The organism is Pseudomonas reactans (assembly GCF_013385825.1).
Lineage (GTDB): Bacteria > Pseudomonadota > Gammaproteobacteria > Pseudomonadales > Pseudomonadaceae > Aquipseudomonas > Aquipseudomonas reactans.
Genome location: NZ_JACAPG010000012.1, coordinates 380,594 through 394,142 on the forward strand (window position 1 = coordinate 380,594; position 13,549 = coordinate 394,142).

Below are 13,549 nucleotides of genomic sequence, written 5' to 3' on the forward strand. Positions count from 1 at the left end.
GAATATTAAGATCCAACCCTGATATGCCGACCTTCACACCTCAGATGGAAGTTTGACTTGGCGATACTCGAGTGGAAGATTCAGTTTCTCAGTAAGGTACTTTAAATATCTTACGTCCTCAGGGCTCATGGCGGTCCGACCAACCGCAACAAGCCTAACCGTTTTTTCTGGACTCCCATTCCAGTAGTACGCGTACTCGAGTAACTGCCCAATCGCCAAGCGCAAAACTCTGCGGGTACAGAAATCTGACTTAATCTCGAAGAGTATGCGCTCCGTTTGCGTCGTGACGGTGACATCTACAAAGTTTTCTTCGAATATGATGTCAGCCTCAGGGTATTCAATCTTCAGCACCTCATGCAGCGCGGCCTGCATTATCCCGTGCTCTGGCGAGCACTCTCGTCCCGAGCCACCGTTCCTGAAATAGCTGTCTTGGGTGGGAGGAAGACTCTGTCCTTTCCGCGCTGGGCGGCGTGTATTCACCGTTGCTGGTATTGATGCTTGGTGATTAAGCTCAATCAGCTGATAGCGGTTGTAGTGCTGCACTGGGTCCGTAGCTTCGGCAAATGTGTTCGGCGCATACCACTCAACATCTTCTGGGCGAAAACGAACATTCAACACATACGGGGCCCATTCGCCGTTCCCCAAACCACTTCGATCACCATCTACAGCGTCTATTTCCTCCAGCATGCGTTCATACCAACCAAGGCGTTTATAGTGATCCAACGCCGCAGTACCTTGAGCATCATCCAGGAACTCGATATGGCGAATACGGGCCACATAACGTCGTCCATCAGGAGTAAGGGTGTAGAGCACAACCTCTCCTGCACGTTCACCACGCAGGAGTCGAGACTCCCGTCCCTTGTTGACTCCCTGAAGAAACCCATATTGCCAGCCTCCAATTTGCCATTCGAATCGAAAAAGCCATTCCTCATGGCCATAGCCATGCTGTGAGGAAAAAGTGTTCGATGCTTCGGCTGAGCTCCGGGTGGGGTACTGCCAATTGGAGTCATTTTGACAGATGCGGGTAATATATTTCATTGCTGTCCTTGTCGTCGTTTTTGGCGAATTACCAGTATAAATAGTGGCAAAATAATGGCGTCTCGGTCAAAGGTGACAGCCTGATTAGGAAAACTGTTGGGAAATTTCTTACGCTTTTCTCGGCTTGCCCGTCTGAACTCCCGCAGCTAATCTCCTCAAGCCGTTGCAAACCCAGCGGCCGGAGGTGGAAGTCCGTATTGCTAAGGCGTTTTAACTCCCGAAACTATTTGGAGCTTCGCCCATGCACAACAAAACAAGTAACCCTTATGTCGATCACAACGCTGCTCCCACTGATGCCAATCCTCACGCAACCGGCCAGCGAGAGATTCATCCTTACCTGCCGTTGACTGACAACGATGCCCCCGCTAAGCAATCAAGCAACGACCTATTCCTCGTCAGCCCCAACATCGACACCGAAACCCTCCTTGCCAACGCCGCCGAAAACCTTGCATCCGCCAACCAAATGGCCGCCACCCTGGCGTTCGACCTCGATGACCCGCACCGCGCCATCGTCCTGGGCATCCAACAACTCATCGACCTAAGCGCTCTACTCGTCGACCGAGTCCAGGAGCAGGTCGCACCTAGCGCCTGTAAGGTCACGGCCTGACACCCAACCCCGCCGCCTTACCCCAAGGCGGCAACCTGAACCCATCCTGTCACCCAGCAAAGTTTCATCATTCCCGGCGCTTTTGAGGTCTACGATCCTCTCCAAGAGAGGACCCTCACGCCTCCCGTCCACAGGGAACTGAAAACATGATCTCGAACCTCGTTAAAGTCGTGATGATTGCTGGCACGTTGCTGTTGAGTGCCTGTTCGTCGGGTTCTTCCGGCGTGAGCAGCGACCCTTGTTTTTCAGGCGGATGCCAGGCGTTTGGGGACCATATGCCCAGCAAAGCCGCCAAGATGAATTTTGGCAGCAGTGGGTTGGGGAGTAGTTACGGGGAGTACGGTTCGGGGTTGTTGCACGACGATTGATGTCGCGCCAGGCGGCCCGGCGCAGTAATGATATGTAGGAGCGAGCTTGCTCGCGAAAAACCTGAGGGCGCAGTGTTGAATCAGGATGCTCGCGTTATCATTGGCGATTTTCGCGAGCAAGCTCGCTCCTACAGAAAAGCTAGTGGCCGCCCTTCATGCGGCGGGCGATGAGGTAGATGCCCAGGCCGACCAACGCGGTAGCGGCACCAATGTAGCCGGTGCTCGTCCACCCATACCCCGCCGTAATCGCCATCCCGCCCAACCACGGGCCCAGCGCGTTTGCCAGGTTAAACGCCGCATGGTTGGAAGCCGCCGCCAAACTCGGGGCTTCATGGGCAATATCCATCAGGCGGATTTGCAGGGGAGCGGCCATGGCGATCATGGTGCCGACCAGGCCAATGCCCAGCAGCACGCTCCACAGTGAGCTGGCAGCGAAGGTGAAGAAAATCAGCACGGCCATCGACCACACCATAATCCAGCCCACCGCCCGAAATTGCAGGCGGTCAAACAGTTTACCGCCCGCAATGTTGCCGATGATTCCGCCGACACCGAACGCGGCCAGACCAAACGGAATCCACTGCGGCGACACTTTGGTCACTTCCAGCATGGTCGGCGCCAAATAGCTGAACACGCAGAACATCCCGGCAAACCCGATTGCGCCGATGGACAGCGCCATCCACACCTGCGGTTTGGTGAACGCACGCAATTCCTTGCGCGGGTCGCTGCGCGGTTCGTCGTGGCGATCCGGCACGAACTGCCAGACTAGGGCAATGGTGCACAGGGCAATCACGCTGACCAGTGCAAACGCCGAGCGCCAGCCCAGGTGTTGGCCGAGGAAGGTAGCGATGGGGTTGCCGAGCAGCATGGCCAGGGTCAGGCCCATCATTACGCGGGCTACGGCGCCGGCGCGTTTGTCGTTGGGCACCATGCTGGAGGCGACCACGGCGGCGATGCCGAAGTAGGCGCCGTGGGGCAGGCCGCTGATAAAGCGGAAGGCTACCAGCGAGCCGAAGGTCGGGGTGAAGGCTGTGGCGAGGTTGCCCAGGGCGTACAGGCCCATCAGCAACAGCAGCATGTGTTTGCGCAGCAGCTTGGCGCCGAGGATGGCCAGCAGTGGCGCGCCAACCATCACGCCCAGGGCGTAGGCGCTGATGGCGTGGCCAACCTGGGGTTCGCTCAAGCCCAGGTTTTGGGCGATGTCGGGCATCAGCCCCATGATGGCAAATTCGCCAGTACCGATCGCGAAGGCGCCCACGGCCATGGCCGCTTCCATTTTGGCGGCGCTGCGCGCGGGCAGCACGTGCCCGGGTGTTTGCTGGATAGTCATGGGTAACTCTAGGTTTGGATGGAGAGCACGAAGGAGAGCCGCTGATGCTACGCAAGCAGCGGCGAGGGTGTCTAGAACAGCCTTTTACGCAGGAGTTCCCCTAAAGTGCCGCTAATCCCTTACGGCGCCGGGTGCGCTATCAAAAAATCGAGCAAATGTTGGCAAAACGCCCTTGGCGCTTCTTCCATCACAAAATGCCCGCAGTCCGCGATGATCGCCCCGCGCAGATCCACTGCACGCTCCTCCAGCGTCACCAGTGGCGCATCGTTGGTGGCGTGTTCGGCGCCGATCGCCAGAACCGGCATCTGCAATTGTCGGGTTGCCCGGGCTTGGTTTTGTCGGATGGTTTCGGGAATCGCGCGGTAGTAGTCAAACCCCGCGCGCAGCCCGCCCGGGGATGAGTACGCACGGATGTAGACCTCGGAGGCGACTGCATCGCGGTGAAACGCCCAGCGATCAAACATGAAGTTGAGGTAGGTTTCTTCGCGCCCGGTGATCAGCGCTTCGGGCAGGTCCTGGACTTGGTTGAACAGAAAATGCCAGAGGAAGATGTTCTGTTCCGGTGCGACGAATATGGGCGGTGCTGGCGCGAGGCCGGGGATCACGGCTTCGGTCAGCGTGAGTGTGCGCACGGCCTGTGGCTGGTCACTGGCCAGCGCATAGCCCACCCACATCCCGATATCGTGCCCGACAATGTGATAGCGCGTGATATCCAGCGCGAGCAGCGCCCGGTGCAGTACATCGGCAATATTGCCGGTGTCGTAACCCTGTTCCGGTCGGTCCGAGTTGCCGAGCCCTGGCGGGTCGACGGCGATGGCTTGGTAACCCTGGGCAGCCAGGGCGTGCATGACGTGGCGGAAGGCATACCAGGTTTGTGGCCAGCCGGGTATCAATAGCACCGGGTCGCCGTCTCCGGCCATGACACAGTGGAGTTTTTTGCCATCAACGCGGACGTAATGGTGGGTGAAGATGTCTTCGGTATTCAGGGATGGAGCCGTCGCTGCGTTCATGGGCGTGCCTCAAGCGGTTGCGTCAGGCCGAGCATGGCCTGGATCTGTTGGGGCGCGACCGAGGCGTCGGCGAAGTCGTCGAAGATGCGGTCGGTGACGCCGATAATGTGGCGGTTGATGAACTCCACGCCTTCGCGCGCGCCGTCTTCCTGGTTTTTCAGGCAGCACTCCCACTCCAGCGTCGCCCAGCCGGGGTAATCGTATTGGGCCAGTTTGGAGAAGATGCCCTTGAAGTCGACTTGGCCATCCCCCAGCGAGCGGAAGCGTCCGGCGCGGTCGGCCCAAGCGCTGTAGCCGCCGTAGATGCCTTGGCGGCCGGTGGGATTGAACTCGGCATCCTTGACGTGAAACATGCGGATGAATGACCTGTAAATGTCCAGGTAGCTCAGGTAGTCCAGCTGTTGCAGGACGAAGTGGCTGGGGTCGAACAGTATCCGGCAACGCGCATGCTGGCCGACGCGCTCATAGAAGCGCTCGAAGCTGGTGCCGTCGTGCAGGTCTTCGCTGGGGTGGATTTCGTAGCAGAGGTTGACGCCGTGTTGCTCGCCCAGATCCAGAAGCGGTCGCCACCGTCGGGCCAACTCGTCGAAGGCTGCATCGATCAGGCCGTCCGGGCGTTGTGGGAAGGGGAACAGATAGGGCCAGGCGAGCGAGCCGGAGAACGTGCCCAAGTCTTCAAGGCCCAGCCGTTGCGAGGCAATGATGCTCATGTGCATGCGTTCGATCGCCCATTGCGTGCGTGCCTGCGGATTGCCCCGTAGCGGTGCTGGGACAGAGGCGTCCCACAGAGCGTCGTAGGCGGGATGCACCGCGACCAGTTGGCCGAAGATGTGGCTGGTCAGTTCGCTGATCTGCAAACCGTGGCTGGCGAGGGTGCCTTTGATGTCGTCGCAGTAGGTCTGGCTGCCAGCTGCCAGTTCGACGTCGAAGAAGCGACTGTCCCAGGCGGGAATTTGCAGTGCCTTGAAGCCTTTGGCCTTGGCCCATTGGGCAATCGCGTCCAGGCTGTTGAACGGTGGCTCGGTGTGACTGAATTGCGCCAAGTGCAGGCTGGGACCTTTAAGCGTACGCATCGAAATGTTCCTATTGTTTGTCGATCGACAAAGAATAGGCCGGCAGGTTTGTCAGCGTCAACTCGATATGCGTTAAAGTGGCGGCACACCACCACCAGGTAAGCGAACAATGGCCGGACGTCCGCGCGAATTTGATAGGGAAGCCGCACTGGAACGCGCCATGCGGCTGTTCTGGGAGCAAGGTTACGAGGGCACCAGCATGTCTGCATTGGTGGAGGCCTTGGGCATTGCCTCGGCGAGGATCTATGCCGCGTTTGGCAGCAAAGAGGGGTTGTTTCGCGAGGCTGTGGCTCTGTACGAACAGGCCGAGGGCGGTTTTGCGGGCCGTGCACTGCTTGAACCGGGCGTTAGAAGCGCCATCAAACGCATGCTTGACGATGCCATCACCACCTACACGCAACCCGGCCGCCCCGCTGGGTGCCTGGTGGTGAGTGCTGCGAGCAGCACCAGCCCGGACGGTGCGGATGTTCAACAATGGTTGCGTGAACGCCGCAGGCAACGCACCGACTCGATCATCGCCAGGCTGCAGCAAGCCAAGGTCAATCAAGAGCTCGGTGAGGATGTCGATGTGCAGGGGCTGGGCGATTTCTACGCGACGTTCCTGCACGGTATTTCTACCCAGGCGCGAGACGGCGTCCCTGCGGATCGCCTCCACCAGTCCGTCGACGTGGCGCTGAGCCTGCTGCCTGTAGAACCGTCGAGTCTAGAACAGACGCCCGATCCCGTCGGAGCATGATATTCTGCGCGCCATCTTGGTCTAGTCTCTCTTGGGTACGTACATCCGTATACGTCCCAGCGATTGGCTCTCACCCAGGTAGCTGAAGCCAATAATGATAAGAAGTCAGCGCAGAAGGGACATAAACAGTGAGGTCGATACGTCGGCCTTGTGTGCCCACCCTGCGGTTCTCTCGTGAATGTGCAAACCCCGCGATGCGTTGCCTGGCGCAGCGTGATGGAGGGTTGCCCATGATCAGGGGCGGCAGGGCGGATGGCGTTTTATCATAGGTGCTACTGATGTTTAAAAAAGTAAACACTGCCCTGCTGGGGCTGGCTTTGTCGCTGGGGATCAGCTCCGCTCACGCGGAAGAGGCAAAGAAAGTCGATGTGCTGCTGATTGGCGGCGGCATCATGAGTGCAACCCTGGGTGTATGGCTCAATGAGCTGGAGCCGGGCTGGTCGATGGAGATGGTCGAGCGCCTTGATGGCGTGGCCGAAGAAAGCTCCAACGGCTGGAACAACGCCGGTACTGGTCACTCGGCCCTGGCTGAGCTGAACTACACCCCGGAAGACAAGAACGGCAACGTTGAGATCCCGAAAGCGGTCGAGATCAACGAAGCGTTCCAGATCTCCCGTCAGTTCTGGGCCTGGCAGGTGCAGCAGGGCGTGCTGAAGAACCCGCGTTCGTTCATCAACACCACGCCGCACATGAGCTTTGTGTGGGGCGATGACAACATCAAGTTCCTGAAAAAACGCTACGAAGCCCTGAAGGCGAGCCCGCTTTTCGCCGGTATGCAGTACTCCGAAGACCCGGCGCAGATCGCCAAGTGGGTCCCGCTGATGATGGAAGGGCGTGACCCGAACCAGAAAATCGCGGCCACCTGGAGCCCGCTGGGTACCGACATGAACTTCGGCGAGATCACCCGCCAGTTCGTCGCTCACCTGCAGACTACGCCGAAGTTCGACCTGAAGCTGTCGAGCGAAGTGCAGGACATCACCAAGAACGCCGACGGTTCGTGGCGCGTGAGCTACAAAAACCTGAAAGACGGCACCAAGACCGAAACCGACGCCAAGTTCGTGTTCATCGGCGCGGGCGGTGGTGCACTGCACCTGCTGCAAAAGTCGGGCATTCCTGAAGCCAAGGAATACGCTGGCTTCCCGGTAGGCGGCTCGTTCCTGGTAACCGATAACCCAACCGTGGCCGAGCAGCACTTGGCCAAGGCCTACGGTAAAGCGTCGGTGGGTGCACCGCCGATGTCGGTTCCGCACTTGGACACCCGTGTGCTGGATGGCAAGCGCGTTATCCTGTTTGGCCCATTCGCGACCTTCTCGACCAAGTTCCTGAAAGAAGGCTCGTACCTGGACCTGCTGACCAGCACCACCACCCACAACATCTGGCCTATGACCAAAGTCGGTATTCGTGAATACCCACTGGTCGAGTACCTCGCTGGCCAACTGATGCTGTCGGATGACGACCGCTTCAAGGCGCTGCAAGAGTACTTCCCGAACGCCAAGCAATCCGACTGGCGCCTGTGGCAAGCCGGTCAGCGCGTGCAGATCATCAAGCGTGACGAAGAGCAGGGCGGCGTCCTGAAACTCGGTACCGAAGTGGTCAGCTCCGCCGACAACACCATCGCCGGCCTGCTGGGTGCATCGCCAGGCGCGTCCACCGCGGCTCCGATCATGCTGACCGTGCTGCAGAAAGTGTTCAAGGACAAGGTCGCGACCCCTGAATGGCAGACCAAGCTGCACCAGATCGTACCGAGCTACGGCACCAAGCTGAACGACAGCCCTGAAGCAGTTGCCAAGGAGTGGGCCTACACCGCCAATATCCTGCAACTGCCGACTCCGCCTGTGATTCCGCAAGCCACTGCTCCTCAGGCTACCGAGGCTGCCAAGCCTGCGGCTGAGCCGAGCAAGCCGGCCTCTGACCTGGCGCTGTAAGCCAAGTATCGAGCCGATATAAAAAGCCCGCTGAACCGGTAACGGTCAGCGGGCTTTTTTGTCCCTGGCGTTCACACCTTGAAGTGCCTGACTTGCTCATGCAGATGCAATGCCAGCGCATTGCCGGTATCGCACAACAGGTACAGGTGCTGCGTCGGCAACGAGGGTAGATCTGTCATTTGCCTGAGCCCTTCACCCATGCGGCTTTCCTCCATCAGGCCTATCGCCACGCCACTGCGGATACAGGCTTCGACGGCGGATGAATTGGGGCTCTCCAGCAGCATGCGATGATAAATCCCATGATCCTTCAATACCTGCAAGGCCGCGGCGCGATACGGGCAACCGGCGATGGGCACAGTGATGGGGAGCGGCGCATTCGACGGACAGCTGAAGTGCTCGGCCGCAACCCACAGCGGCTGCACGGAGCCTAGGCGTTCTCCCTGGGCGAGAGGGTGTGCGCTGACGGTGATGGTCAGGTCCAGATGGTTGGTCATAAACAGGTTGAGCAGCTCACCGCTGGTGCGCGCTTCGACTTCCAACTCCAGCAGCGGGTTATCGGCGATCAGCCGTGGCAGAAATGCCTGGATGAATCCAGGTGCATAAGTATCCGGCACGCCCAGGCGGATCTTGCCCTGCATGCGTTGGGGCATCAGCGAGATCAGCAGGCGATCATGACTCTTGAGGAACTCAGTGGTTTCGCCCAGCAGTTTCTTGCCATAGAGCGTCAATTCCACGCCTTGGTTGCTGCGGCTGAACAAGCGCTGGCCTACCTGATCTTCCAGCTTTTGTACCTGTGTGGTCACGGTGGACGCACTGCGGTGCACATGCTCGGCCGCTTCGTTGAAACGCCCGAAGCGCGCCACGGCGTGGAAAGTACGCAACAGGTCGATATTCAGTTGTTTGGCCATGGTTTCACTTTTGCGGATTGATTGTTCAGGTTATTCAAATATACAGAATCATGTGTGGCCTTTAGCCTTTCAGTCAATGCGCACTGACGGGAGGCTTCATGACGCGATCAACGTTAAAGCGGCTGCTGTTGCAGGTGGCATTTGTGCTGTCGTGGAGTTCTGGCTATATCGGTGCCAAATTGGGCACGCAGGGCGGCGGGGCGTTCAACCTGCTGTTCTGGCGATTCCTGTTGGTTTCGGTTTGCCTTGGACTGTTCCTCAACGTGAGGTTGTTGAAGGTTTCATGGGTACAGGTCCGCCATTACGCCATCATCGGGTTTCTCTCGCAGTTCCTGTACCTGAGTTGCCTCTACGTCGCGATCCAGAATGGCTTGCCGCCCGGGATCGCCGCGATCATTGCGGCGCTGCAGCCGTTGATGACGGCGGCGTTGTCGACTGGCAATGTGACCGAGCGCAGTGGGGGCTGGCAATGGAGTGGCCTGATGCTCAGTTTCGTTGGCGTTTCCATCGTGATTGCCGGGCAGTACGACAGTGGCGGGACGGGCGTCGGCCTGGTCATGTACCTGTTGCCGCTGGCGGCAGCGCTGGGGCTGACGCTGGCAACCCTGTATGAGCGTCGTACCGTGCAAAATCACGACGCGGGTTTGGTCCTGCCGCTGTTCCTCCAGTCGCTGCTGACCTTGATCGGTTTTACCGCCGCAGTGCTCTATACCGACACGCTGAGTATTCCCCATGACCCTGACGTTTTGATCTCAATCGTCTGGCTAACGGTGTTCTCTACCTTCGTTGCCTACCTGAGCCTATGGATGCTGCTACGTGTGATGACCGCAACCCACGTGGCGGCGTTGGTCTACCTGGAGCCGCCCGTGACGCTGGTGTGGGCGGCGCTGATGTTTGGCGATGCGATCAACGCCTCGACCTACGCCGGCATTGCCGTGGTAGTCGCCGGACTGCTGCTAGTGCGCCTGAAACGACCGACTGTCGCGTGTGCCACTTGAGGCGTGCGGGTTCAGCGAGCTGACAGACACCACCTGTTAAAAATACCCACAGCCAAGCAGGAGCGCGGCTGTAACAACGGGGGATTTTCAGCAGTGCAAGTGTTGGGCGCCAGCGCCCGAGGGTTTTGTATGTGGCTACGTTATGCGGCATTGACGGCCATGGTCGTTGCAGCATCCGGGTGTGTGCAAGAGCGCGTCGTGCATGAGCGCAGGCCGGTGCAACGCGAATATGTAGAAGTTATCGCGCCACAACCGCCGCCGGTGCAGGTGATTGAAGTCGAGCCACCGGTGCGCTACGGCTATGTATGGTCACGTGGTTACTGGCGTTGGGAAGGCGGGCGTTATGTCGCGGTGCACGGTCATTGGGAGCCTGTACGCGAAGGATACCGCTATGTGCATCCGCATTGGGTGCAGCGCAATGACGGTTACCATTGGCAAGGCGGTGGCTGGGTTCGCTGAACCTTGGCTAGATCGGCTTCGTGGTGCCCAGGAGTCGAACCTCACGCAGCAGCGCGGCGCCGAGTTGATCGGTGCCCAGCTCCTTGTAGCCCACGGCTTTGATTTCGCCGTTCTCTTCGGCCTGGATAAGGATCACCGGGGTTTCCTTGCCGGTGGTTTCGTCGATGTGCAAGGCATACTGCGGAATATCCAGCTTGATCGGCGTGCCCGCCGCCTGGCCTTTGACATTGATCAGGAACGCCGCGCAGCCCGCGTCGACGTCCATGCTGGTGGCCGAACGGCCACTGACGAAGCAGGTTTTTGGCAGGTCGGGCCAGGTGATGGTGTCGGCGACGGCCATGCCGGAGGCCATCGTCAAGGTAGCGAGAAGGAGCATGCGCACGTTGATCGTTCTCTTGATGAAGGTTGAGCGCGATTTTTACCAAAGCCTGAAGGACGTCGCAACGGCAAGCCTCAGACCAGACGTTGCATGCCTACCGTCTTGGCAGCGTTCAGATCAAAAGTGGCCGTGTATTCGCAGCCTGCAGCATGGCCACAGCGTTCGATCAGGCAGTCCGCGAAATCAGCCTTGCTGGCGGTGAATCGTCGCAGTGCCTTCCAGATGATCTCGGCGTGTTCGATGGTCAGTTCTCGGGTGCGTAGCAGCGTTTCGAGAACGGTCACCACATCACCCTTGGCAGACTGATAACAACTTTGCAGGACCCATACCAATTCCACCACGGACACCAGGCTGACAAAGCCCGGTGCAAAGGCGGTGAGCGATTCAATCAATTCAGATGCCTTAGGCGATTGGACGGGATCGTCCTGAGTGACATAACGCACCAGCACATTGGTATCCAGCCCGATCATCCAGCTTTCGCCCCTTGTGCCGCGATGGCACGGTTCATCTCATCCAGGGAGACGGCCTTGGCAGGTTTTCGGATCAGGCCTTTGAGGTCGTGTACGGTTTTGCTGGCGGCAATCATGGAAAATTTACCGTCTTCCATTTCGACAAATTCAACGCGATCACCTGTCTCCAGGCCCAGGGCGGTTCTGACCTGGACGGGAATGGTGATTTGCCCTTTTGAAGTAAGCGTGGCGGTGGCCATAGTGAAGATCTCCATCGTGATGCTCCTTACCTTAGGGTAAGGAATTATGGAGGACAAGATCCGTTGGTCCATAGGTTGCTCTTCTGGTGTGAGTTGATCGGAACAGGTAAAAAGATAGCCTGAGTTATGCCGATGGCATGCCCGAAAACGCCCGCAAAGAGATACAGCATATGACCGACCGCCAGCTCATTATCCCTCCCGTCATGCAGCCCATCGTCGAACGCGCCGGCTACGTCCCTGCCGTCAAGGTCGGCAAGACGTTGTACTGCGCAGGGCAGGTCGGCCGCACGGCAGAATTGGCGGTGATTGAAGATCCAGAGGCGCAATTCATTGCCGCCTGGGAGAACCTGAGGCAGGTCTTGGAGGAGGGGGGGTGTACGTTCGAAGAGGTGGTGGACATGACCACCTACCACGTCAACATGAGCCAGCACATGGCGGTTTTCCGAGACGTGAAAAACCGCCTGTTCCCACGCGGGCATTGCGCCTGGACGACAATCGGGGTGTCCGAACTGGCACGCCCCGGTCTGCTGGTGGAAATCAAATGCGTGGCGGTGCAGCGCTAGCTTATTGCACCACGCGGTAGCACGGCACATACGCCGCGCCGCCCGGTAACTTCATGCGGTGCTGGGCGACAAAGGCCTGTAGCAGTTCGTCCAGCGGCTTCATGATGGCCGGGTCACCGTGGATTTCGTACGGGCCGTTCTGTTCGATCAGACGGATGCCCTTGTCCTTCACGTTGCCCGCCACGATCCCCGAGAACGCACGGCGCAAGTTGGCCGCCAGTTCATGGGGCGGCAGCGCGTGGCTCAGTTGCAGGCTGGCCATGTTCTCGTGAGTCGGATCGAACGGGCGTTGGAAGCCTTCGTCGATCTTCAGTAGCCAGTTGAAGTGGAAGGCGTCGTTGCGCTCACGGCGGAATTGTTTCACCGCCTTGAGGCCGACAGTCATCTGACGCGCCACTTCGGCCGGGTCATCAATGATGATCTGGTAGTGCGCCTGCGCGGCTTCGCCCAGGGTGGCGCCGACAAATGCGTGCAACTGTTGCAGGTACGGCGCGGCGTGTTTTGGCCCGGTGAGGATGACCGGGAACGGCAGGTCGCGGTTGTCCGGGTGCATCAGGATGCCCAGCAGGTACAGGAACTCTTCGGCCGTGCCAGCACCGCCCGGAAAGATGATGATGCCGTGGCCGACACGCACGAAGGCTTCCAGGCGTTTTTCGATGTCCGGCAGGATCACCAGCTCGTTGACGATCGGGTTCGGCGCCTCAGCGGCAATGATGCCTGGCTCGGTCAGGCCCAGGTAACGCCCGCCGGTAATGCGTTGCTTGGCGTGGGAAATGGTCGCGCCTTTCATCGGACCTTTCATCACGCCAGGGCCGCAGCCGGTGCACACGTCGAGACTGCGCAGGCCCAGTTCGTGGCCGACTTTCTTGGTGTATTTGTATTCTTCGGTATTGATCGAGTGCCCGCCCCAGCACACCACGATCTTCGGCTCGACACCGGGGCGCAGCGTACGGGCGTTGCGCAGCAGGTGGAACACGTAGTCGGTGATGCCCTGGGAGTTGCTCAGGTCGATGCGCTGGCTGTCCAGCTCGTTTTCGGTGTAGACGATGTCACGCAAGGCGCTGAACAGCATTTCGCGGGTGCTGGCGATCATCTCGCCATCGACGAAGGCGTCGGCCGGGGCATTCAACAGTTCAAGGCGCACGCCACGGTCTTGCTGGTGGATACGCACTTCAAAGTTTTTGTAGGCGTCGAGGATGGTCTTGGCGTTGTCGATATGCGCGCCGGTGTTGAGGATCGCCAGGGCGCACTGGCGGAACAGGGTGTAGATGCTGCCGGTACCGGCTTCGCTCAGTTGCTGGACTTCACGCTGGGACAGGGTTTCGAGGCTGCCCTTGGGGCTGACGGAGGCATTGATGACTTGACGTTGGGGCATTCTGATTCCTTGAAAGCGCAGCCACCGCCCCCGTGACGGGCCGCGATGGCTTGAGAATGATGGCGCCGAATTCG

16 protein-coding genes are annotated in these 13,549 nt (G+C 59.1%); 7 read left to right on the forward strand and 9 right to left on the reverse strand.

The window, feature by feature from the left end:
- Positions 1–33: 33 nt before the first annotated feature.
- Positions 34–1,038 carry a hypothetical protein gene (locus HX868_RS15770; RefSeq protein WP_177003481.1) on the reverse strand — a complete coding sequence of 335 codons (1,005 nt, stop codon included), beginning with the start codon at positions 1,036–1,038 and terminating at the stop codon, positions 34–36.
- A gap of 241 nt (positions 1,039–1,279) precedes the next feature.
- On the opposite strand from HX868_RS15770, the gene HX868_RS15775 reads away from it, so the two are divergent.
- Positions 1,280–1,645, forward strand: a complete 366-nt coding sequence (locus tag HX868_RS15775) for a DUF6124 family protein (protein ID WP_177003482.1) — start codon at positions 1,280–1,282, stop codon at positions 1,643–1,645.
- Between the two features lie 146 nt (positions 1,646–1,791).
- On the forward strand, positions 1,792–2,013 hold the full coding sequence (locus HX868_RS15780; protein ID WP_177003483.1) for a hypothetical protein: 222 nt from the start codon (positions 1,792–1,794) through the stop codon (positions 2,011–2,013).
- A gap of 139 nt (positions 2,014–2,152) precedes the next feature.
- On the opposite strand, the gene HX868_RS15785 is transcribed toward HX868_RS15780, so the two are convergent.
- The 3 genes from HX868_RS15785 to HX868_RS15795 form a co-directional block, all read right to left on the reverse strand.
- Positions 2,153–3,340 carry an MFS transporter gene (locus tag HX868_RS15785; protein ID WP_177003484.1) on the reverse strand — a complete coding sequence of 396 codons (1,188 nt, stop codon included), beginning with the start codon at positions 3,338–3,340 and terminating at the stop codon, positions 2,153–2,155.
- A gap of 119 nt (positions 3,341–3,459) precedes the next feature.
- Complete coding sequence (locus HX868_RS15790) at positions 3,460–4,350, reverse strand: alpha/beta fold hydrolase (RefSeq protein WP_177003485.1); 891 nt, start codon at positions 4,348–4,350, stop codon at positions 3,460–3,462.
- On the reverse strand, positions 4,347–5,423 hold the full coding sequence (locus tag HX868_RS15795) for a sugar phosphate isomerase/epimerase family protein (protein WP_177003486.1): 1,077 nt from the start codon (positions 5,421–5,423) through the stop codon (positions 4,347–4,349). Before HX868_RS15795 ends, HX868_RS15790 begins: the two co-directional genes overlap by 4 nt.
- A gap of 109 nt (positions 5,424–5,532) precedes the next feature.
- Between HX868_RS15795 and HX868_RS15800 the strand changes: the two genes are divergently transcribed.
- Positions 5,533–6,159, forward strand: a complete 627-nt coding sequence (locus tag HX868_RS15800; protein WP_177003487.1) for a TetR/AcrR family transcriptional regulator — start codon at positions 5,533–5,535, stop codon at positions 6,157–6,159.
- Positions 6,160–6,437: 278 nt separating this feature from the next.
- Positions 6,438–8,084, forward strand: coding sequence for a malate dehydrogenase (quinone) (mqo, locus tag HX868_RS15805; RefSeq protein WP_177003488.1), 1,647 nt, complete (start codon positions 6,438–6,440; stop codon positions 8,082–8,084).
- Between the two features lie 71 nt (positions 8,085–8,155).
- Here mqo and HX868_RS15810 read toward each other — a convergent pair whose 3' ends face one another.
- Complete coding sequence (locus tag HX868_RS15810) at positions 8,156–8,992, reverse strand: LysR family transcriptional regulator (protein WP_177003489.1); 837 nt, start codon at positions 8,990–8,992, stop codon at positions 8,156–8,158.
- A 98-nt stretch (positions 8,993–9,090) separates the two neighbouring features.
- On the opposite strand from HX868_RS15810, the gene HX868_RS15815 reads away from it, so the two are divergent.
- Together HX868_RS15815 and HX868_RS15820 are read left to right on the forward strand one after the other, a co-directional pair.
- On the forward strand, positions 9,091–9,990 hold the full coding sequence (locus tag HX868_RS15815) for a DMT family transporter (protein ID WP_177003490.1): 900 nt from the start codon (positions 9,091–9,093) through the stop codon (positions 9,988–9,990).
- A gap of 129 nt (positions 9,991–10,119) precedes the next feature.
- Entirely contained in the window at positions 10,120–10,449 is a 330-nt protein-coding gene (locus HX868_RS15820) for a YXWGXW repeat-containing protein (protein ID WP_177003491.1), read from the forward strand.
- A 7-nt stretch (positions 10,450–10,456) separates the two neighbouring features.
- Here HX868_RS15820 and HX868_RS15825 read toward each other — a convergent pair whose 3' ends face one another.
- The 3 genes from HX868_RS15825 to HX868_RS15835 form a co-directional block, all read right to left on the reverse strand.
- On the reverse strand, positions 10,457–10,801 hold the full coding sequence (locus HX868_RS15825; protein ID WP_095017557.1) for a hypothetical protein: 345 nt from the start codon (positions 10,799–10,801) through the stop codon (positions 10,457–10,459).
- A 101-nt stretch (positions 10,802–10,902) separates the two neighbouring features.
- Entirely contained in the window at positions 10,903–11,298 is a 396-nt protein-coding gene (locus tag HX868_RS15830) for a type II toxin-antitoxin system VapC family toxin (protein WP_177003492.1), read from the reverse strand.
- A complete protein-coding gene (locus tag HX868_RS15835; RefSeq protein ID WP_016975299.1) occupies positions 11,295–11,552 on the reverse strand; it encodes an AbrB/MazE/SpoVT family DNA-binding domain-containing protein in 258 nt (85 codons plus the stop codon). Before HX868_RS15835 ends, HX868_RS15830 begins: the two co-directional genes overlap by 4 nt.
- A 155-nt stretch (positions 11,553–11,707) precedes the next feature.
- Here HX868_RS15835 and HX868_RS15840 point away from each other — a divergent pair, with 155 nt between their 5' ends.
- Complete coding sequence (locus tag HX868_RS15840; protein WP_177003493.1) at positions 11,708–12,100, forward strand: RidA family protein; 393 nt, start codon at positions 11,708–11,710, stop codon at positions 12,098–12,100.
- Between the two features lies 1 nt (position 12,101).
- Here the strand turns inward: HX868_RS15840 and ppnN are convergent, their stop codons facing one another.
- Positions 12,102–13,475: a nucleotide 5'-monophosphate nucleosidase PpnN gene (gene ppnN / locus HX868_RS15845; RefSeq protein ID WP_177003494.1), complete on the reverse strand. Its 1,374-nt coding sequence runs from the start codon at positions 13,473–13,475 to the stop codon at positions 12,102–12,104.
- Positions 13,476–13,549 lie beyond the last annotated feature (74 nt).